The 20,049-nt window shown below is 67.4% G+C and carries 18 protein-coding genes; 9 read left to right on the forward strand and 9 right to left on the reverse strand.

Annotated elements, in window-relative coordinates; genetic code table 11:
• Positions 1 to 26 precede the first annotated feature (26 nt).
• Positions 27 to 1,319: an NCS2 family permease gene (locus ACP7EY_RS19015; RefSeq protein ID WP_426196379.1), complete on the forward strand. Its 1,293-nt coding sequence runs from the start codon at positions 27 to 29 to the stop codon at positions 1,317 to 1,319.
• A gap of 22 nt (positions 1,320 to 1,341) precedes the next feature.
• Here ACP7EY_RS19015 and ACP7EY_RS19020 read toward each other — a convergent pair whose 3' ends face one another.
• Entirely contained in the window at positions 1,342 to 1,608 is a 267-nt protein-coding gene (locus tag ACP7EY_RS19020; protein ID WP_426196502.1) for a thioredoxin family protein, read from the reverse strand.
• A 234-nt stretch (positions 1,609 to 1,842) separates the two neighbouring features.
• Here ACP7EY_RS19020 and ACP7EY_RS19025 point away from each other — a divergent pair, with 234 nt between their 5' ends.
• Positions 1,843 to 2,346 carry a MarR family winged helix-turn-helix transcriptional regulator gene (locus ACP7EY_RS19025; protein ID WP_426196381.1) on the forward strand — a complete coding sequence of 168 codons (504 nt, stop codon included), beginning with the start codon at positions 1,843 to 1,845 and terminating at the stop codon, positions 2,344 to 2,346.
• On the opposite strand, the gene ACP7EY_RS19030 is transcribed toward ACP7EY_RS19025, so the two are convergent.
• The 6 genes from ACP7EY_RS19030 to ACP7EY_RS19055 all read right to left on the reverse strand — a co-directional run bounded on the left by ACP7EY_RS19030 (position 2,313) and on the right by ACP7EY_RS19055 (position 8,998).
• Entirely contained in the window at positions 2,313 to 2,660 is a 348-nt protein-coding gene (locus ACP7EY_RS19030) for an antibiotic biosynthesis monooxygenase family protein (protein ID WP_426196383.1), read from the reverse strand. The two genes, ACP7EY_RS19025 and ACP7EY_RS19030, sit on opposite strands and share 34 nt — an antisense overlap.
• Positions 2,661 to 2,721: 61 nt before the next feature.
• Positions 2,722 to 3,489: an SCO family protein gene (locus ACP7EY_RS19035; protein ID WP_426196385.1), complete on the reverse strand. Its 768-nt coding sequence runs from the start codon at positions 3,487 to 3,489 to the stop codon at positions 2,722 to 2,724.
• A gap of 182 nt (positions 3,490 to 3,671) precedes the next feature.
• A complete protein-coding gene (locus ACP7EY_RS19040; protein ID WP_426196387.1) occupies positions 3,672 to 4,847 on the reverse strand; it encodes a selenium-binding protein SBP56-related protein in 1,176 nt (391 codons plus the stop codon).
• A 145-nt stretch (positions 4,848 to 4,992) separates the two neighbouring features.
• Entirely contained in the window at positions 4,993 to 5,766 is a 774-nt protein-coding gene (xth, locus tag ACP7EY_RS19045; protein WP_426196388.1) for an exodeoxyribonuclease III, read from the reverse strand.
• Positions 5,767 to 5,834: 68 nt separating this feature from the next.
• Positions 5,835 to 8,621 carry an EAL domain-containing protein gene (locus ACP7EY_RS19050; RefSeq protein WP_426196390.1) on the reverse strand — a complete coding sequence of 929 codons (2,787 nt, stop codon included), beginning with the start codon at positions 8,619 to 8,621 and terminating at the stop codon, positions 5,835 to 5,837.
• Positions 8,618 to 8,998 carry an Hpt domain-containing protein gene (locus ACP7EY_RS19055; protein WP_426196392.1) on the reverse strand — a complete coding sequence of 127 codons (381 nt, stop codon included), beginning with the start codon at positions 8,996 to 8,998 and terminating at the stop codon, positions 8,618 to 8,620. Before ACP7EY_RS19055 ends, ACP7EY_RS19050 begins: the two co-directional genes overlap by 4 nt.
• A gap of 278 nt (positions 8,999 to 9,276) precedes the next feature.
• Between ACP7EY_RS19055 and ACP7EY_RS19060 the strand changes: the two genes are divergently transcribed.
• The 7 genes from ACP7EY_RS19060 (at position 9,277) to ACP7EY_RS19090 (ending at position 17,111) form a co-directional block, all read left to right on the forward strand.
• Positions 9,277 to 9,651: a BlaI/MecI/CopY family transcriptional regulator gene (locus ACP7EY_RS19060; protein WP_426196394.1), complete on the forward strand. Its 375-nt coding sequence runs from the start codon at positions 9,277 to 9,279 to the stop codon at positions 9,649 to 9,651.
• Positions 9,648 to 11,228 carry a M56 family metallopeptidase gene (locus ACP7EY_RS19065; protein ID WP_426196396.1) on the forward strand — a complete coding sequence of 527 codons (1,581 nt, stop codon included), beginning with the start codon at positions 9,648 to 9,650 and terminating at the stop codon, positions 11,226 to 11,228. Before ACP7EY_RS19060 ends, ACP7EY_RS19065 begins: the two co-directional genes overlap by 4 nt.
• Positions 11,229 to 11,541: 313 nt before the next feature.
• Positions 11,542 to 12,780 (forward strand): 3-methyl-2-oxobutanoate dehydrogenase (2-methylpropanoyl-transferring) subunit alpha, encoded by a 1,239-nt coding sequence (locus ACP7EY_RS19070; protein ID WP_426196398.1) that lies wholly within the window; start codon positions 11,542 to 11,544, stop codon positions 12,778 to 12,780.
• A gap of 35 nt (positions 12,781 to 12,815) precedes the next feature.
• On the forward strand, positions 12,816 to 13,820 hold the full coding sequence (locus ACP7EY_RS19075; RefSeq protein WP_426196504.1) for an alpha-ketoacid dehydrogenase subunit beta: 1,005 nt from the start codon (positions 12,816 to 12,818) through the stop codon (positions 13,818 to 13,820).
• Positions 13,821 to 13,822: 2 nt separating this feature from the next.
• On the forward strand, positions 13,823 to 15,133 hold the full coding sequence (locus tag ACP7EY_RS19080; RefSeq protein WP_426196399.1) for a dihydrolipoamide acetyltransferase family protein: 1,311 nt from the start codon (positions 13,823 to 13,825) through the stop codon (positions 15,131 to 15,133).
• 3 nt (positions 15,134 to 15,136) lie between these two features.
• Positions 15,137 to 16,537, forward strand: coding sequence for a dihydrolipoyl dehydrogenase (gene lpdA / locus ACP7EY_RS19085; RefSeq protein ID WP_426196401.1), 1,401 nt, complete (start codon positions 15,137 to 15,139; stop codon positions 16,535 to 16,537).
• Positions 16,538 to 16,802: 265 nt separating this feature from the next.
• Entirely contained in the window at positions 16,803 to 17,111 is a 309-nt protein-coding gene (locus tag ACP7EY_RS19090; RefSeq protein ID WP_426196403.1) for a hypothetical protein, read from the forward strand.
• On the opposite strand, the gene ACP7EY_RS19095 is transcribed toward ACP7EY_RS19090, so the two are convergent.
• Positions 17,108 to 18,424, reverse strand: a complete 1,317-nt coding sequence (locus ACP7EY_RS19095; protein ID WP_426196405.1) for a glucoamylase family protein — start codon at positions 18,422 to 18,424, stop codon at positions 17,108 to 17,110. The genes ACP7EY_RS19090 and ACP7EY_RS19095 overlap by 4 nt on opposite strands.
• A 139-nt stretch (positions 18,425 to 18,563) precedes the next feature.
• A complete protein-coding gene (locus ACP7EY_RS19100) occupies positions 18,564 to 19,907 on the reverse strand; it encodes an MFS transporter (RefSeq protein WP_426196406.1) in 1,344 nt (447 codons plus the stop codon).
• Between the last annotated feature and the right edge of the window lie 142 nt (positions 19,908 to 20,049).

A 20,049-nucleotide genomic window follows, 5' to 3' on the forward strand; every position in this document is an offset into this window, starting at 1 on the left:
GATGCTTGGCCCAGCAGGAGAGTGCCTTGTCCTTCGAATCGTTTTTCCAGTTAAAAGAGCACGGCAGCACGATCCGCACCGAACTGCTGGCGGGCCTGACCACCTTCCTGACGATGGCCTACATCATCTTCGTCAACCCCGCCATCCTGCACGACGCCGGCATGCCGCGCGAAGCGGTGTTTGTCGCCACCTGCCTGGCGGCGGCCATCGGTAGCGCCGTCATGGGCCTGTACGCCAACTACCCGATCGGGATGGCGCCCGGGATGGGCCTGAACGCCTATTTTGCCTATACGGTGGTGCTGGGCAGCGGGGTGGCGTGGCAGGCGGCGCTGGGCGCGGTGTTCATGTCCGGCTGCCTGTTTGTGCTGGTGAGCGTGCTGGGACTGCGCGGCATGATCGTGCGCGGCATCGCGCCGTCCCTGCGCACCGCCATCGGCGTGGGCATCGGCCTGTTCCTGGGCCTGATCGCCCTGAAAAACGCGGGCCTGGTGGTGGCCAACCCGGCCACCATGGTCGCCGCCGGCAATCTGCACCAGCCGCAGGTACTGATGGCGGTGTTCGGTTTTCTGCTGATCGTCACGCTCGACCACCTGCGCGTGCGCGGCGCCATCCTGATCGGCATCATCGCCGTCACCCTGCTCAGCTTTGTCTTTGGCGGCAACCATTACCAGGGCCTGTTCGCCGCGCCGCCGTCGCTGGCGCCGACGTTCCTGCAGATGGACCTGCAAGGCGCGCTGTCGATGGGGGTGGTCAACGTGGTGCTGGTGTTTTTCCTCGTCGAGCTGTTCGACGCCACCGGCACCCTGATGGGGGTCGCGGCGCGCGCCGGCTTGCTCACCGAAGGCAAGATGGCCCGCCTGAACCGCGCCCTGCTGGCCGACAGCGCGGCCATTGTCGCCGGCGCCGCGCTGGGCACCTCGAGCACCACGGCGTTCGCCGAAAGCGCCGCCGGCGTGCAGGCGGGCGGGCGCACGGGGCTGACCGCCGTCACGGTGGCGCTGCTGTTCCTGGCTTGCCTGTTCATCGCGCCGCTGGCCGGCGTGGTGCCGGCCTATGCCACCGCGCCCGCCCTGCTGTTCGTGGCCTGCCTGATGCTGCGCGAACTGGGCGAGATCGACTGGCAGGACACCACCGAGGCGGTGCCGGCGGCGATCACGGCCATCTCGATCCCGTTCACGTATTCGATCGCCGAGGGCATCGGTTTTGGCTTCATCACCTACGCGGTCTTGAAGCTTTGCACGGGACGCGCCCGCGCTGTGGCGCCCGTGGTGTGGGTCATCGCCGCCGTATTCGCCGCACGCTTCGCCTGGCTGGCCTGAACCGCGCGCCGGCGCCCGGCCGTCAGGATGCTGCAGCGAGCGCCGCCGCCACCGCCACCTGGTCGGCCGGCCGCACCACGCGCGCCACTTCGACGCCGTCCTTGAGCACCACCACGGTGGGCCACAGCTTGACCTTGAACGAGCGCCCCAGCGGCCGCCCGCTGCCATCTTCCACCTTGAGATGGCGCACCCCGGCGCTGGCGCCGATGGCCCCTGCAATCGCCGCCGCCGCGCCCTTGCAGTAGCCGCACCAGTCGGTGCCGAAATCGAGCGCGGTGACGCCCGCCATGGCATCGATATCGCCGCGCAGCGGCTGTTGGCTCGAATATGGTTTGTCCAAGATGGTTCCCTTTATCTATTGATCGATCAATCAAACCTCAGGATACGCCATCATGCGCCAGCGTCCCTCCTTGTTGCGTGCGACCAGCGGCGCCGGGTTTGCCTGACCGGCATGCCGCAAAAGTTGGTATTTACTTTTTCCCGATTGCTTTATATTAGACCAGTACCCAATCACCGTCCTGCCATGACCGCCATCCCCTCCCCGCCCGCCGCCGCGCTGGCCGATCTGCAGGCCCGCTTCTCGGCTGCCCTGCACAGCACCAGCCGCGCCTGGCGCCTGGCGATCGACCAACGCCTCAAGGACCTGGGCGTATCGCAGGCGGCGTGGATGACCATCGCCATGGTGGCCCGCAGCGCCACGCCGCCGTCGCAGAAGCAGCTGGCCGACCTGCTGGGGGTGGAGGGGCCGACCGTTGTCGCCATGGTCGACCGGCTGGTAAAAGCGGGCCTGGTGCTGCGGGTGGCGTCGCCGCACGACCGCCGCGTCAAGCTGATCGAGCTGACGGCGCCGGGTCAGGCCATGTACGCCCAGGTCAAGCAGCGCGCCGACGTGTTTCGCGCCGACCTGCTGGCCCAGTGCGATCCGGCCGCGCTGCTGGCCGCGTCGGCCCTGCTCGAACAACTGCAGGCGGCGCTGGGCGCGGTGGCCGATGTTCAGGCCGATGCGTCCGCGCGCGCAAAACCGTAGTCGCGTTCGACCCGGCAGATGCGCACCATGTAATGGTCGTACCAGTGCTGGCGCCCCAGTTGCTGGGCCAGCAGGTGCTCGCTGTCCTGCTTCCAGCGGGCGATCGCCTCCAGGCTGGACCAGTACGACACCGTGATGCCGACCTGCTCGCGCGCCGATTCGACGCCCAGGTAGCCCTGCTGGCGGGCGGCGCTGTGCAGCATCAGCGCGGCCATGGTGGCGTAAGCGTCATCGGCGGCGTCCGTGTCAGCATGGCGCAGGGACGTGAAAATCACCGCGTAGTACGGTGCAGCGGGCGTGGCGGCGATGGTCATGGGAATAAATCAATGCAAGAAAGCATGAATGCACGGTTCGGCCGGCCATTTTGCGCCTAGGCTAGCGCCTTGGCAACGGCGGCGCCAGCGCGCCGGCCTCGGCCGCCAGCGTGCGTATGTCGTTGAGCATCGTGGCGGGCTGCAAAAAGGCGGGGCTGTAGATTTCGCGCACCTGGCCGCGGGCGTCGAGCAGGTAGATTTTGAGCAGGTGACTGAGCAGGGGCCGTTCGCCGGCGCCATTCGTTGCGGCGGCCAGCGCCGCCCCGCCCGCCTGGGCCACCCGCACATCCTGGCCGAAGCCGGCCAGCACGGGCGCCAATTGGCGCGATGACTGGCAAGTGAGGAAATACCAGCGCGGCGACGCACTGCTGCGGGCGTCCTGGCCACCGTAGCTGCGCATCACGGGCGGGGTGTCGTAGTCGGGGTCGAAACTCATGCTGACCAGGCGCACCTGCCCGCGCAGCGCGGCATCGGCGGCGATGGCCGCCTTCAGGGTGTGCATGGTGGCCATCGCCAACGGGCAGCCGCGGGCGTCGCTGCAGGCCGTATAGACAAAGGAGAACAGGGTGATGCGCCCGGTGGTGAACTCGGCCAGCCGGTGCGCGCTGCCGTCGCTGTCCTGCACGAGGCCCTGGGGCGCCGCCATGATGCGGTCGAGCGTGTAGCTGCCCGGCGCGGGCAGCGCGAGACCGGCCTGCGTGGTGCTGGCGGCGGTGGCAGGCGTAAATGTGGGAGTGAAGGACGCCGTCAAAGCAGCAGTCAAGGCAGCAGCGGGCGCGAAGCCGGCCAGCCCAGCCAGCGCCAGCGCCAATAGGGCCCAGGCGCGCATCGCCGTGCTCAGCGCGCCGCCAGCGGCACCGGCGGGCCCAGCGCGGCGGCCGCTGCCGGCCTGGCCGGTGCGCTTGCCGCGCCCAGTTTCATGTGATGGGCACGCCCCAGCTTTTCCTTGTAAAAATCGACTTTCCAGGTTTCCGTCAGGGCCTTGCCATCCCAGGCGAAGCGCTTGACGAACTATTCGTCGTCGGCACCCTTCTTGTCCCATTTGCTCAGCAGCGAAGAGCTGACGTAGAGCCGGCTGCCATCCCAGCTTTGCGACACCATGTTCACTTGCGAGCCCGTGTGCAGGGCGTAGGTTTGCCTGGGCGCTTCCGGGTTGGACAGGTCGAAGCGGCGCGTCATGCCGTCCATGAAGGTGTTGACCCACAGGGACTTGCCATCGGCGCTGATGGAAATATCCACCGGCAGCGGGATTTTGGCGGGATCGCCGATGGTGCCCACCGACCTGGCCTGCCACTGGCCGGCGCCGTTTTTCTTCACCAGCCACAGCGTCGACGTGAGCGCGCTGGCGGTAATGGCCCAGTCGTCGCCTTCGTGCAGCGACCAGCGGATTTCCAGCGGTGCGCCAGGCACCTCGAAAATCTGCACCGGCTGCATGGACTTGAGGTTCCACAGCACCATGGTGGCGCCAAACTGCTTCATGGCGGCGGGGTCTTTCATCAGCTCGCCCAGGTCGCGCATGTAGTTGTGGTAGCCCGTGAAACTGGAGGTGAGCATGGCGTTGCGCGCGGGGTTGATGGCGATGTCGTAGCCGTAGCCGTCGCCGCCGCCGCTGGTGGGCATGGCGATGGTGCGCAGGAAGCTGCCGTCGTTGTTGTAGAGCGCCATGCCCGTATGACCGCCGCGGTCCTTGCTGTTCGACAAGGCCCCGATCAGCATGCGCCCCGGCAAGGCATAAAAGGTATGCGGCCCCACCAGCCCCGCGCGGCTGGCGAAGTCGGTGATGGTGCGCACCAGTTTCGGCCTGGCCGGGTCGGTGTGCACGTCGAACACATCGATGCGGCTGTCGGCGAGGCCGCCTGCCCACAGGAAGCGGCGGTCGTCGGTAAATCCAACGTGGTGCGCCTCCCCTCGCCGCCCCACCGACGTTTGCGCGATCACCTTGCCATAGCGCTTCGAGGCGGGATTGACGTCGAGCGTGACGAGCTTGTCGAAGCCGTCGCCCAGCCCCGGCACCCCCAGCGTCCACACATACAGGTAGTCTTCCTGTCCCTTGATGAGATTGGACATGTACGGCGAATTGCAGGTCTCGTCGGCCGCCACCGGGACGCTCGCGGCCAGCGCGCCCAACAGGGCAACGAGCACGGCGCACCAGCGCCCCGCCACGCGAAATTGCAGAAAAGCAAGCATCGCCCCCCTCCAGGCTGTGGATAAATAATGGCCCACTGTAGTCCGGAACGCAGCGCGATCAGATTGCTTGACGTGGCAAAATGACTAAAGTTTGATCTAAATCAATCGATTAAGCCCGCCCGACGCAGGGCGATGTTGCGCATATTCAAGGTGCCAGTTCGATCCAGGTCGGCACGTGGTCACTGGGTTTCTCGCGGCCCCGCACGGCGTGATCGGTGGCCGCCGCCGTCAGCCGGGGCGCCAGTGCGGGACTGAGCAGCAGGTGGTCGATGCGCAAGCCGGCATTGCGCCCGTAGGCGTTGCGGAAGTAATCGTAGAAGGTGTAGATGGTCTCGTCCGGATGCAGGGTGCGCAGCGAGTCGGTCCAGCCCTGCGCCATCAGGCGCTCGAAGGCGGCCCGCGTTTCGCTGCGAAACAGGGCATCGTCGACCCAGCGCTCGGGCTTGTAGACGTCGCGCCCGGTGGGAATGACGTTGAAGTCGCCCGCCAGCACCACCGGCGCACCGCTGTCGATCAGTCCGGCGGCGTGGCTGATCAGGCGCTCCATCCAGGCCAGCTTGTAGTCGTACTTGGGACCGGGCGCCGGGTTGCCGTTGGGCAGGTACAAGCAGCATACGAGGATGCCGTCGACCAGCGCTTCGAGATAACGGCTTTGTTCGTCCGCCGCGTCGCCCGGCAAGCCGCGTCCCACCTCCAGCGGCAATTGGCCGCGCGCCAGGATGGCCACGCCGTTCCAGGCTTTCTGGCCGTGCCAGACAGCCTGGTAACCCGCTTGCGCCAGTTCGGCCTGGGGAAAGCGTTCGCCCGGGGCCTTGAGCTCCTGCAGGCAGGCGACGTCCGGCTGGGTCTCCTGCAGCCATTGCAACAGGGCCGGCAGGCGGCTGCTGATGCCGTTGACGTTAAAGGTGGCGATGCGCATGCGGGCTCCGGAAGAATTGTTCGAGCCGCCATTGTCGCCGCAATCGGCCGGCGCGTCCGCGCGCGCCGTCAGCGCCGGATGAAGTGGGGCATATGGGCCGCCATCAGCGCCGCGCAGGCGCTGCCGCCGATCGGCCGGCTCAGGTAATAACCCTGCACCTCGTCGACCCCGTTGGCGGCCAGCAGTTCGAGCTGCTCGACCGTTTCGACGCCCTCGGCGATCACCGTCAGGCCCAGGCCATGGCCCATGGCGATGACGGCGCGCGCGATCGACAGGTCGTGCTGGTCGGTGGTGATGTCGCGCACGAAGGACTGGTCGATCTTGAGCTTGTCGACGGGGAAGCGTTTCAGGTAGCTCAGGTTCGAATAGCCGGTGCCGAAATCGTCGATCGCCACCTTCACGCCCATCGCCTTGATGCGGCGTAAAATTTCGATGGTCTTCTCCGGGTCTGCCATCGAGGCGCTCTCGGTCAGCTCCAGTTCGAGCAGGTGGCCGTCGAGCCCCGTTTCGGCGAGGATGCGCTCGACCATCGCCACCGCGTGCGCCGAGAACTGGCGCGCCGACAGGTTGACCGACACCGGCACCGGCGCCAGTCCCTGGCGCTGCCAGGCCATCGCCTGCTCGCAGGCGCAGCGCAGCACCCACTCGCCGATCGCCATGATCATGCCGGTCTCCTCGGCCAGCGCGATGAACAGGCCGGGCCCGATCAGGCCCTGCTGCGGATGCTGCCAGCGCACCAGTGATTCGACGCCGATGATCTCGCCCGTGCGCACGCTTGCCTGCACCTGGTAGTGCAGCACCAGTTCGTGCCGTTCGATGGCGCCGCGCAGGGCCGTTTCAAACTGGAAGCGGGCCTGGGCGTCCTGGTTGAGCGAGGGCTTGTAAAACTCGTAGCGCTCGTCCACGCTGCTCATGGCGCGCCGCATGGCGGCGTCGGCGCCCCGGTAGATGGCGTCATAGTCCTCGCCGTCGGTCGGGTAGACGGCGATGCCGATGGCCGGATCGAGATGCAGCTCCTGCGTGCCCAGCAAAAACGGCAGCCCCAGTTCGGCCAGCACCTGGCGCGCCATGTCGGCGAAGTCGTCCCCTTTACCCGCCATGGCGATGGCGAAGGTGCGCTCGCTGACACGGCCCACGTTGACGCCGTTGCGCTGGCGGTGGCCCAGCCGCGCGGCCGCCTGGCGCAGCATCGACTGCTCGGCGTCCAGGCCCAGGCTCTCGGCGATCACGCGCAGCCGCTCCGGCTTGATCAATAACAGCCCTACCTGCAGGCGACCGGCGACGACACCGTCCTGCTGCTGCAACTGGCGCACGCGATCGCGCATGACCAGGCTGTTCGGCAAACCCGTCAGGTGGTCGAAGCGGCTCATGTAATGGAGCTTTTCTTCGGCGCCGCGCAGTTCGGTGACATCGACGCCCGTGCACACCAGGTAGTCGATGCTGCCATCGTCGCTGCCCAGCCAGGTGGCCGACCAGATGATGGCGCGCAGGCCGCCGTCGCGCGCGCGCCACTGGCCGCTGAACTGCGCCGCCTCGCCCGGCTCGGGCGGATTGGCGCACAGGCGCGCCAGCCCGCCGCTCTTGGGGTCATCGTCCTGCAGCACCTCGCCGCAGTGGCGGCCGATGGCGTCGGCCCCGCTCCAGCCCAGCGCCGCCTCGCAGGCGGGGTTGAACAAACGGATGATGCAGTCGCTGTCGATCAGGCACACCAGCGCGCCGCTGGTGTCGACCACGGCCGCGAGCAGCTTGCGTTCGCCCTGCCAGGCGGCGGTGCGCTGCTTGACCTGGGTTTCCATGCTGCCGTACAGGCGCGCGCGCTCGACCGCCACGGCGATCTGGTTGCCGACGGTGGTGAGCAACTGCCACTGCTCTTCGCCGAGGCGGTCGTCGGTGGTCGTCAGGCACAGCATGCCGCGCACGGCGGCGCCGCTCGAGACGGGAATGCAGGCATGCGGTTGGCCGCTGTGCTCGCACGACACCATCTGCGGCCCGTTCAGGGCGCCGGCCAGCAGCAGGTGCTCGCACTGGCGGCAAGGCGAGGCCGGGCCGGCGGCGTTGTCGGGCCCCCCGTCCGGCACCGGGCGCAGGCGGCCATCGGCATCGATCAGCTTGAGCGAGGCGCCCAGCACGCCGGGAAAATCGAGCAGCAGCTCGAGCGCCAGCGCGCCCACCGCCTGCTCGGTGAGGGCGGGATTTAAGGCCTCGGCGATTTTATACAGGCCTTCGAGCGACTGGTAGCTATTGGTGATGCGCAGCTGCTGGGCCTTGAGCTGCTCGGTCATCTGGATCGCTTCTTCGTAGGTCGAGATCAGCAGATCGAAAATCTGCTGGCGCTCGGCGGTGATGAAGTGGGTCTGGCCGCCCAGGTTGATGCGCATGCCCATCTGCACGCGCTCGCTGGCGCGCACGGCGCGGTTGGCCAGGATGTAGTGAATGCGGTCGATCAGGTACTGGTTGTCGAAGGGCTTGCGCAAAAAATTATCGGCGCCGCAGTCGAGGCCGCGGATGACGTCATACAGGCTGGTAAGCGACGTCAGCAGGATCACCGGCACATCGTGCAGGGCGGCGTCCCTCTTGACTTCCTGGCACAGGGTAAAGCCGTCCATTTCCGGCATCGCGATATCGCTCACGATCAGCGTGGGCGGCGCCGCGCGCGCCGCCGCGAGACCTTCGCGGCCATTCACGGCCAGCCGCACCCGGAAGCCCGCGTGCTCGAGAACCTGCGCCAGGTACTGGGCCTGGGTGGCGCTGTCCTCAACGACCAGGATATCGATGGCGCCATTGCCGCCCTGCTGGTGGCCGGGCGCGCCGGGGCTGTGCGGCAAACTGGCGCTCGCTGCCGGCAGCGTGTTCATGGCCGCGCCCCGCTGGCGGCGCCGCAGCGCGATACCAGCAACAGCATCTGGTTGCGCGTCCGTCCGCCCGGCGCCGCCACCAGTTGGGCAATCAGGGCAATGGCGGCGCCGGCCAGCTCGCGCCGCCCGCCGTCGACGCCGTCGACGCAGTCGCCAAGCGCCCCTTCGACGGCGCGGCACAGGTACTCGACGTCGAGTAGCTCGACCGCGCGGGCGGCGCCGGCCAGCGTATGAAGCCGCTCGCGCAGGCCGCCCAGCGCCGCCGCGTGGTCGCCAGCGCCGCCCAGCGCCGCCAGCTGGGCGCGCATGGCCTCGAGGTGGCCGCGACACTCGGCGTCGAACAGTTCGATCAGTGGCTGCGGTGCTGCATGGTCCATCTCATCCTCCTGGCACCAGCGCGTCCCGGCTGTACCATTCATGGTCGGGCTTGCAATGCTCTAAGCATAGTACTACGAAGACAATAATGGCGTGGCGGAAATTATTCCACGGGCAGGCACGCACCGGCCGTGCCAAAACGTTAAATAAATATTATCGCGAATTTTACCTTTTACGCCCCCCCGTCCGCAGCCGCTCAGCTTGACTACTAAAGATATAGTTGACAGTCGCCGGGGCGCCCCGCTACCATCAACTATCTTATTAGTTGATGGAGCACGCAATGCATATCACCTTTACCGATCGGGAAGCGGACGTCATGCAGGTGCTGTGGGACCACGGCGCCTGCCTGGTGGCGGACGTGCAGGCGCAGTTGGCGGACCAGCTCGCCTACACCACGGTGCTGACCGTGCTGCGCACGCTTGAGAGCAAGCAGTACGTCGGCCACCAGGCCGAAGGCCGCGGCCACCGCTACCACGCGCTGATCGAGCCGCAGCAGGCGCGCAAGAGCGCGCTGCGGCACCTGACTGACAAACTGTTCAAGGGCTCGTCGGAGCTCTTGATGACCCACCTGGTGAGCGACCAGAAGCTCAGCGCCGCCCAGGCCGAGCGCCTGCGCGCCCTGCTGGCCGAGCACGACAAGGGTGAGCAGCCATGAGCGCCGCCTGGATCGTGTATGCGCTGGCGGTGGCGGTGGTGCTCACGCTGGCGGCGCTGGCGGCCGAACAGGGCGCGCGGCTGGCGCGCCGGGCCGGGCGCTGGGTGTGGGCGCTGGCGATGCTGCTGACGGTGGCGCTGCCGCTGCTGGCGCCCGGCCCCGCACCACGGCCAGAGCCGGGCTCACTGGCGGGGCCACTGGCGAACAGCGCGCCCGCCGCCCGCCCCACCCTGGCCGCCGGCGGTTTTCAAGCCACGCCCTCGCTGACCCCGCGCGCCTGGCTGCCCGAGCGCGCCACGCAGGCGGGCGCCATCGACCTCGACGCGGCGGCGCGCCTTGCCTGGCCGGTGGCGTCGGCGCTTGCGCTGGCCGCGCTGGCCGGCGCCGCCATGGCGCTGCGGCGGCGCCAGCGCCAGTGGCGCCCGGCCCGGCTGGCCGGTGCGGACGTACTCGTCAGCGACGACGCCGGCCCGGCGGTGGTGGGGGTGCTGCGTCCGCGCATCGTCGTGCCGGCGTGGTTGCTGGACGCGCCGCCCCGGCGCCAGGCGCTGGTGCTGGCCCATGAGCAGTCCCACATCGATGCCGGCGACCAGCGCCTGCTGGCGGCGGTGGCCCTGCTGCTGGTGGCGATGCCGTGGAACCTGCCCCTGTGGTTCCAGCTGCGACGGCTGCGCCGCGCCATCGAGGTCGACTGCGACGCCCGCGTGCTGGCGGCCGGCCACCCGCTGGCCGACTACGGCGCGACCCTGATCGATGTCGGTGCGCGCGGGCAGCGCGCGCACCCGCCCATGCCATTTTTAGTGGCGATGGCGGCGCCGGTGCCGTTCCTGGAACAGCGCCTGCGCCTGATGACGCGCCGGCCGGCATTCTGGCAGCGCCTGCTCGCGCCCCTGCTGCTGCTGCTGTCGATCGACATCGGCGTCGCTGCCGCCCGCATCGCCCCGCCGCCCGCTGTCGCCGTCGCCGCGGCCACGGCGCCGGCCGGTCGCGCCGCCCTGGCCGGCTACTACCAGTTGGGCGCCAACCGGGTCGCCGTCGTTACCGTCAGCGCGGCCGGTCTCACCATGAAAACCAACCTGGAGCCGGCATGGCCGCTGCTGGCCGAGTCGGACGATGCTTATTTTGTGCCGGGTACCGACCTGCGCGTGCGCTTTGACCGCGCCGCCGCCACCCTGACGCTGAGCCTGTCCGGCGCCGCCGCCGATCCGGCGCCGCGCACCGACAGCGCCGCCGTCGAACGGGCCGACGCGTACGTGGCGGCGCGCATCGCCAGCGGGCAGCCGCGCGCCGGGGGCGATGTTATCGTTCGCCGCAACGTGGGCGCGCGCCAGCTGGGGCAGTTGCACGCGGCCGATTTCACGCCGGGCCTGCTGCGCCAGGCCAGCGCGCTGATGCCCCTGCAGCGCCATCGCAACGAGGCCATGGGCAGCGTGCAGCAGGTCGACTTCGACGGCGTCGACCGCTTGGGCTGGGACCGCTACAAGGTGCGCTATGCCAACGGCACGCTCAATTGGGCGATCTGGCTCGACGCCGATGGCCGCCTTGCCGCGGCCACGCTGGCCCCGCCGCTGCGCTGAAGCGGGATGGGCCTGTGCCGGGGACGCCCTTGACGCGTGAAAGTTGCGTCAAGATGCTTGACGCCAGCGAAGCCATTACATAGACAAGGCCGTGTTATGCCGCTCCGTGTCAATGTCGGCGCACGCAATGCTCGAAGCTGACGGGGCATTCGGGTAAATCAATTCCCGCAGGCAGCACCAACACCTCACGGTGAAAGCCCCGTATTTTTGATTTTTTCGACTGGCAAGGCACATAGTTGCATTGTCGGCAACGCGGTATTGCTCAGACTTTGCTATCCTTCGGGCGCACATCACCTTACAAAGGGGAAGTAAAATGAGACAGAGCAATCCTCTGACACTCCACGTACCAGAGCCCACCGGCCGACCTGGTTGTCAAACTGATTTTTCGTACTTGCGCCTGAACCCAGCCGGTTCCGTCCGCAAGCCGCCGATCGACGTCGCTTTTGGCGACACCGCCGATCTGGCCAACACCCTCATTCGCGTGCTCGACGACGACGGCAATGCCGTCGGTCCGTGGGCGGCCGACGCGGAAAGCGACACCGAGCTGCTGCGCTTCGGCCTGCGCACGATGATGAAAACGCGGATCTTCGATGCGCGCATGGTCATCGCCCAGCGCCAGAAGAAAATGTCGTTCTATATGACCTCGCTGGGCGAAGAGGCGATCGGCACGGCGCACGCGCTGGCGCTGCGCCCGGGCGACATGAACTTCCCCACCTACCGTCAGCAAAGCCTGCTGATGGCCAACCAGGTCTCGCTGGTCGACATGATCTGCCAGTTGCTCTCGAACGAGCGCGACCCCATGAAAGGGCGCCAGCTGCCGGTCATGTACTCGGTGCGCCAGGCGGGTTTTTTCACCATCTCGGGCAACCTGGCGACCCAGTTCGTGCAGGCGGTCGGCTGGGCAATGGCCTCGGCCATCAAGGGCGACACGAAGATCGCCTCGGCCTGGATCGGCGACGGCGCCACCGCCGAATCGGACTTCAACACCGCCCTCACCTTTGCCAATGTGTACAAGGCGCCGGTGATCCTCAACGTGGTCAACAACCAGTGGGCCATCTCGAGCTACCAGGGCATCGCCGGCGGCGAGAGCGTCACCTTTGCCGCCCGCGGCGTCGGTAGCGGCATCGCTTCGCTGCGCGTCGACGGCAACGATTTCCTGGCCGTGTATGCGGCCTCGAAGTGGGCTGCCGAGCGCGCCCGCGGCAATCTTGGGCCCACCCTGATCGAATGGGTGACCTACCGCGCCGGCCCCCACTCCACCTCCGACGACCCGTCCAAGTACCGGCCTGCCGACGACTGGAGCCACTTCCCGCTGGGCGACCCGATCGCCCGCCTGCGCCGCCACCTGACCAGGCGCGGCTTGTGGTCGGACGACGAGCACACGGCGCTCGAAGCATCACTGGAAGCGGAAATCATCGCCGCCCAAAAGGAAGCCGAAACCTACGGCACCCTGGCCAACGGCCGGGTGCCCAGCGCCGCATCGATGTTCGAGGACGTCTATAAAGAGATGCCCGAGCATTTGCGCCGTCAACGCCAGGAACTGGGAGTGTGAACGTGAAGCGAGACCTGCAAACCAAAACCACGCCGATGACCATGATCCAGGCCTTGCGCTCGGCCATGGACGTCATGCTCGAGCGCGACCCGAACGTGGTCATTTACGGCCAGGACGTCGGCTACTTCGGCGGCGTATTTCGCTGCACCGACGGCCTGCAAGTCAAATACGGCAAGAACCGCGTATTCGACGCCCCCATCTCCGAGGGCGGCATCGTCGGCACCGCCGTCGGCATGGCCGCCTACGGCCTGCGTCCCGTCGTCGAGATCCAGTTCGCCGATTACTTCTACCCGGCCTCCGACCAGATCGTCTCGGAAGCGGCGCGCCTGCGCTACCGCTCGGCCGGCGAATTCACCGCCTCGATGGTGATCCGCATGCCTTGCGGCGGCGGCATCTACGGCGGCCAGACCCACAGCCAGAGCCCGGAAGCGATGTTCACCCACGTGTGCGGCCTGCGCACCGTCATGCCCTCGAACCCCTACGACGCCAAGGGCCTGCTGATCGCCTCGATCGAAAACGACGACCCCGTGATCTTCCTCGAACCGAAGCGCCTGTATAACGGTCCGTTCGACGGCCACCATGACCAGCCGGTGGTGCCATGGTCGAAGCACCCGATGGGCGAAGTCCCGGACGGCTATTACACCGTACCCCTCGATAAGGCCTCCGTGTTCCGCGAAGGCACGGCGCTCACCGTCATCACCTACGGCACCATGGTGTTCGTGGCCGAAGCGGCCGCCAACGAAACCGGCATCGACGCCGAGATCATCGACCTGCGTTCGATCTGGCCGCTGGACCTGGACACCATCGTCAATTCCGTCAAGAAGACCGGCCGCTGCGTCGTCATCCACGAAGCGACCCGCACTTCCGGCTTCGGCGCCGAGCTGACCGCGCTGATACAGGAACACTGCTTTTACCAGCTGGAGGCGCCGATCGAGCGCGTCGCCGGCTGGGACACGCCCTATCCGCACGCCCAGGAATGGGCCTACTTCCCAGGACCCGACCGGGTCGGGGCAGCCTTCAAACGCGCGATGGGAGCATAACGATGGGCGTACATATCATTAAAATGCCCGATCTGGGCGAAGGCATTGCCGAAGTCGAAGTGGTCGCCTGGCGCGTCAAGGTGGGCGACCGCATCGTCGAAGACCAGGTGCTGGCCGACGTCATGACCGACAAGGCGACGGTCGAAATTCCCTCGCCCGTGCATGGCACCGTGACCGCCCTGGGCGGCGCGCTGGGCCAGGCGCTGGCGGTGGGCGCCGAGCTGATACGCCTCGAGGTCGAGGGCGAAGGCAATGAGCACCTGTCGCCCAAGGCGCCGGCACGGGCGCCGGTCGCGGCGAAGGCCGAGGCCCGGGTAGACGCGGTGGCGTCGGCGCCGGTGCCAGCACCAGTGGTGCCGGCGAAAGCGGCGGCGCCCTCGCAGCAGCAGCAGCAGCAGCAAGCCGCCGTCGCGCCGACCCTGCGCGCCGCCGGTGAAAAACCGCTGGCGCCGCCGGCGGTGCGCCAGCGCGCCTGGGACCTGGGCATTGAACTGCAATTCGTCCATGGCAGCGGCCCGGCCGGGCGCATCACCCACGCCGATCTCGATGCCTACGCCGCCCAGCGCGGCAACGGCGGCGGTGCCGGCGGCGGCGACAACCGTTACGCCCAGCGCAACGGTGAACACGCGGTGCCCGTCATCGGCCTGCGCCGGAAAATCGCCGAGAAAATGCAGGACGCCAAGCGGCGCATCCCGCACTTCAGCTACGTCGAAGAGATCGACGTCACCGAACTCGAAGCCCTGCGCGCCCAGCTCAATGCCGGCTACGGCACTGAACGCGGCAAGCTCACCTTGCTGCCGCTGCTGATGCGCGCGGTGGTGCTGGCCGCGCGCCGCTACCCCACCGTCAACGCGCGCTACGACGACGAGGCGGGCATCGTCACCCGTTACGATGCCGTCCACATCGGCATCGCCACCCAGACCGAGCCCGGCCTGATGGTGCCGGTGGTGAAGAACGCCGAGGCGCGCAACCCCTGGTCGAACGCCGCCGAAGTGGCGCGCCTGGCCGAGGCGGCGCGCCAGGGCAAGGCGCTGCGCGAAGAGCTCTCCGGCTCGACCATCACCATCACCAGCCTGGGCGCGCTGGGCGGCATCGTCACCACGCCGGTCATCAATGCGCCGGAAGTGGCCATCGTCGGCGTCAACAAGATGGTCGAGCGGCCGATGGTGCGCGACGGCCAGATCGCCATTCGCAAGATGATGAATCTGTCGTCTTCCTTCGATCACCGGGTCGTCGACGGCATGGTCGCGGCCCAGTTCATCCAGGCCATCCGGGGCTATCTCGAATGCCCGGCCACCCTGTTCGTGGAGTAATCAATGCGTAGTCAATCAACAACTCTGCTCATCATCGGCGGCGGGCCGGGCGGCTATGTCGCTGCCATCCGCGCCGGCCAGCTGGGCATCCCCACCATCGTCGTCGAGGGCGAACGCCTGGGCGGCACCTGCCTCAATGTCGGCTGCATTCCATCGAAGGCGCTGATCCACGCCGCCGAGGAGTTCGACAAGGTGCGCCACTACGCCGACGGCGCCACGCTGGGCATCACCGCCACCGGTGCGCACATCGACATCGCCCGCACGGTGGCCTGGAAGGACGGCATCGTCAAGCGCCTCACCGGCGGCGTCGGCGCCCTGCTCAAAAAGCACGGCGTGCAAGTGATCAAGGGCTGGGCCCGCGTCATCGACGGCAAGACGGTCGAGGTGCTCGAAGCGGGCGACGATGAGCCCATTCGCATCAGCTGCGAGCACCTGCTGCTGGCCACGGGTTCGCAGGCGGTCGAGCTGCCCTTCATGCCCTTCGGCGGCAACGTCGTCTCGGCCACCGAAGCCTTGTCGCCGGCCACCCTGCCGCGCCGCATGGTGGTGGTCGGCGCCGGCTACATTGGCCTCGAACTGGGCACCGCCTACCGGAAACTGGGGGTGGACGTCACCGTCGTCGAAGCGCTCGACCGGGTGCTGCCCGCCTACGACGCCGAACTGGTGCGCCCCGTCGCCACCGCCCTGGCCCACCTGGGCATCGAGGTGCGCCTGGCCACCAGTGTGCTCGGGCTGAGCCACGACGGCCAGGCCGTGCGCGTGCGTAACAGCGCCGGCGAGGAGTCGGCCATCGAAGCGGACCGCGTGCTGGTGGCGGTGGGCCGCAAGCCGGCCACCGCCGGCTGGGGGCTCGAATCGCTGCTGCTGGACATGAACGGGCGCGCCATCAAGATCGACGACCAGTGCCGCACCTCGATGCGCAACGTGTGGGCGATCGGCGACCTGGCGGGCGAGCCGATGCTGGCGCACCGGGCGATGGCGCAGGGCGAGATGGTGGCCGACATCATCGCCGGCAAGAAGCGGCACTTCGCGCCGGCGGCCATGCCGGCCGTGTGCTTTACCGATCCGGAAGTGGTGGTGGTGGGCCTGTGCCCGCCGGACGCACTGGCGGCGGGCCTCGACTGCATCGTCGCCAGCTTCCCGTTCGCCGCCAATGGCCGCGCCATGACAATCGAGAGCACCGATGGTTTCGTGCGCGTGGTGGCACGACGCGACAATCACCTGATCGTCGGCTGGCAGGCGGTGGGCCGGGGCGTGTCGGAACTGTCGGCGGCGTTCTCGCAGTCGATCGAACTGGGCGCCTTGCTCGAAGACGTGGCCGGCACCATCCATGCCCATCCCACCCTCGGTGAAGCGGTGCAGGAAGCGGCCTTGCGGGCGCTGGGGCACGCGCTGCATATCTAAGCGGTCAGGCGCGCTGCGCGCTGCTTGTCCACCATCCCGGCCGCACGAACTTCGTCGTGGCCGGGATCGTCTCCCCCGCATTGACGCGTCGATTTGCTGCCATCCGGGCCCGCTTCGTTGGGCATGGCGTTCTCCCGCATCAACGATGGCGCGTGGCGCCCGGCAGGCCCTGCGCACTTGTCCTATGCAGATGGTATAAAATTAACAATAACAGTTGTGACAACTCCCGCGCAGGAGTACCTTGGCATTTTCAGCGGAGGACACCATGAACGAAGCTGTCGGCATGCCGGTACCGGTCGCTTACGACCCCAACCATTTTATTGATCAGCTGGCCAAGCGGCTACGGGCCAAGAACGACGCCGCCCTGTGCCGCATGCTGGGCGTCGAGCCGCCCCTGCTGAGCAAGATCCGCCACCGCCGGCTGGCAGTCGGTGCGCCGCTCCTGATCCGCGTGCACGAGGTCACCGGCATGGCCATCGCCGACCTGCGCCAGTTGCTGGGCGACCGCCGCCGCACCTACCGCATCGGCGAAGGGCTGGGCAACAAGGCGCTGGTGCGCGCCAACCTGGTCTAAAGCCCAGCGAGCCAGCCGCCCTTGAAACCGGCCCGGCGCAGCCCGCTTTGCACGTGGGCGCAGCCGCGCATCAGGCCCCAGATGAAGTCGCTGCGGTGATTGTCGATCATCACCACCGTCGGCCCTTCGTTGATGCCGAAGTGATAGGCGGACACCCAGCCGATGTCGCTGTCGGCCTCGTCGTGCTGAAACGTGGCGGAAAACGAGGCCTTGAAGCCGTAGGGATTGACGGCGCGTAGCTTGAGCTTGCAAAAGGCCTCGATGGTGGGGATCACGATTTCCGGGGCGAATGGCAGCGAGGCGACCACCGCCCACGGCGCCAGCGTGCCGTCGTCGGGGCCGTAGGGCACGCCACGCGCAATATAGTCGTAAAACACGCGCTGCTCGCCGGCGATGGTTTTCTTGACGGGCCCGGGCCCGTCGCTGGCCGTCACGCCCCAACTCCACTGGCCGTAACGCTCGAAATGGTAGGGATTGTGGATGGCGTAGCGCTGCTGCACATGGGTGGCGCGGCGGCTGTTTTCGAAATAATCGATGCCGCGCGCGGCCATGAAGCTGTCCTGGATGCCCCGGAAATCGATCCACACGTGCGACAACTGGTGAATGAACAGGGGGCCGGCGTACACGTATTCGATGCCGTACACGGTTTTCCACTGGTAGCCGGTCAGCCAGGCCTCGTAACTGGCGGGGTCGATCGGGTAGGTCGGTGAGCCGAGCGCGAGGATGTACAGGATCAGCGCTTCGTCGTAGCCTTTCCAGTGATACGGCAAGAAACCGCTTCGCGGCTTCCAGCCGTGGCACAGCAGGGGCGGATTGCCGGGCGCCGCATCGCGCATCCACTGCCAGTCGACGCGCCGGTACAACATCTCGGCCAGCGTGCGAATTTCCGTCTCGGCGGCGTCCTCTCCCGTGAAATAGGCGGCCGCCGTCAGCACGCCCGCCATCAGCAGCGCCGTGTCGACGCTCGACAGTTCGCTGTTAAACGCGCGCTCGCCGCTCTCCATATCGAGGAAGTGGTAATAGAAACCCTTGTAGCCGCTGTCCTTCAGGCCCCTGCCCTGGCGGCTGCCGGCAAAGAAGCGCAAGGTGGCCAGCGTGCGCGCCCTCGCATGGGTGCGAGACATCATGGCGCGCTCGACGCCGATGGGATAAATGGTCAGCGCCAGGCCCACCGCGGCGATGCTGGCCGGCCAGTCGGGCGCCGTCTTGTCGCGCACCAGGCCGTTGGCCTCGTTCGCTTCAACGAGAAAATAGGCGAACGATTCCTGTTGCAGGCTCGTCAGCAGTTCGTCGTGGCCGGCGTCAAGGGGCATCGGCCCGCCACGGTTGCGGGTAGAAAGTAGGCATCGCGCTCAGAAAGAATATGCAGCCACCAAAATAACAGGGGCCGGCGGCCCCAGCTGTTCGCTAACGAACAGTGGGAGCGCCGGCCCCTGCTATTTATCGCGGTGCTCAGTCGCGGATGTCGAGCGCGCGGTTCAGGCTCAGTGCGCCCAGCGAGCAGGCGGCGCCCGACAGCAGGTACAGGCCCACATACACGAGGCCGAAGTGCGCTGCCAGGCCCAGCGCCACCAGCGGGGCGAAACCGGCACCCACCAGCCACGACAGGTCGGAGGTGTAGGCCGCGCCCGAATAGCGGAACCGGGTGGGAAAATTCGACGTGACGGCGCCCGCGGCCTGGCCATACGACAGGCCCAGCAGCAGGAAACCGATCAGCACGAAGGTGTTTTCGCCCGATTCGCCGCCACCCATCATCGATGGCACGAAGAAGCTGAACACGGCGATGAGCGCCGCGAGCGTGCCCAGCGTGGTGCGCCGGCCGACTTTGTCGGCGATCAGGCCGGAGGCGACGATGCCGACGGCGGCCAGGACCGCGCCGAACATTTGCAGTTGCAGGAAGTCGGTAATCGAGCGGGGCGAAAACAGGCGGATCCACGACAGCGGGAACACGGTGACGACGTGGAACAGCGCGTAACTGGCCAGGGCTGCCAGCGCGCCGATGACGACATTGCGGCCTTGCGAGCGCGACAGTTCGCCAAACGGGGTCGGCTGCAATTCACGGTCTTCCAGCAAATGCGAGTATTCATTGGTGGCCACCAGGCGCAAGCGGGCAAACAGCGCGACGACGTTGATGGCGAAAGCAACATAGAACGGATAGCGCCAGCCCCAGTCAAGAAATTCGCCCATGCTGACGGTCGAGAGCAAGTACCAGAACACGCCGGCGGCGATGACGAAGCCGACCGGGGCGCCCAACTGGCCCAGCATGGCGTACCAGCCGCGCCGGTCGGCCGGGGCGTTCAGTGCCAGCAGCGACGGCAAGCCGTCCCACGAGCCGCCCAGGGCCAGGCCCTGGCCCACCCGCAGCAGGGCCAGCAGGACGATGGCGGTGCTGCCCTGCTGGGCATAGGTCGGCAGCAGCGCGATGCCGCAGGTGGACACGCCCAGCAACAGCAGCGCGCCGGTCAGCTTGGCTTCGCGCCCCATGCGGCGCTGCACGGCCATCGAGATGGCGGTGCCGATGGGACGGGCGATGAAGGCCAGCGCGAACACGGCGAACGCGTACAAGGTGCCCTGCAGCGGATCGACGAAAGGGAAAAACACGGCGGGAAACACCAGCACCGAGGCGATGGCGTAGACGAAAAAGTCAAAATACTCGGAGGCGCGGCCGATCACCACGCCGACGGCGATTTCACCGGGCGAAATGTGGGAATGGTCATCGTGATCGTTGCGCTCGATCTGGTGAGGCGCAGGATTGAGGGCAGTGACGGCGCCCTGGGGGGTGTTAATGGTAGACATGAATGATCTCCTGCGAAGGGTTATGTTACTTTCATACTACAACGCCTGATCGCCAGCATAGCGCACTCCACCGCGCTGTCAACAAAATAGGACAATTTGTCCTATCGCAAGGATCATCCGAAACGGGTACAGTGGCATCTTC

Source organism: Massilia sp. DWR3-1-1, from assembly GCF_049898325.1.
Taxonomy (GTDB): domain Bacteria; phylum Pseudomonadota; class Gammaproteobacteria; order Burkholderiales; family Burkholderiaceae_D; genus JAFCUW01.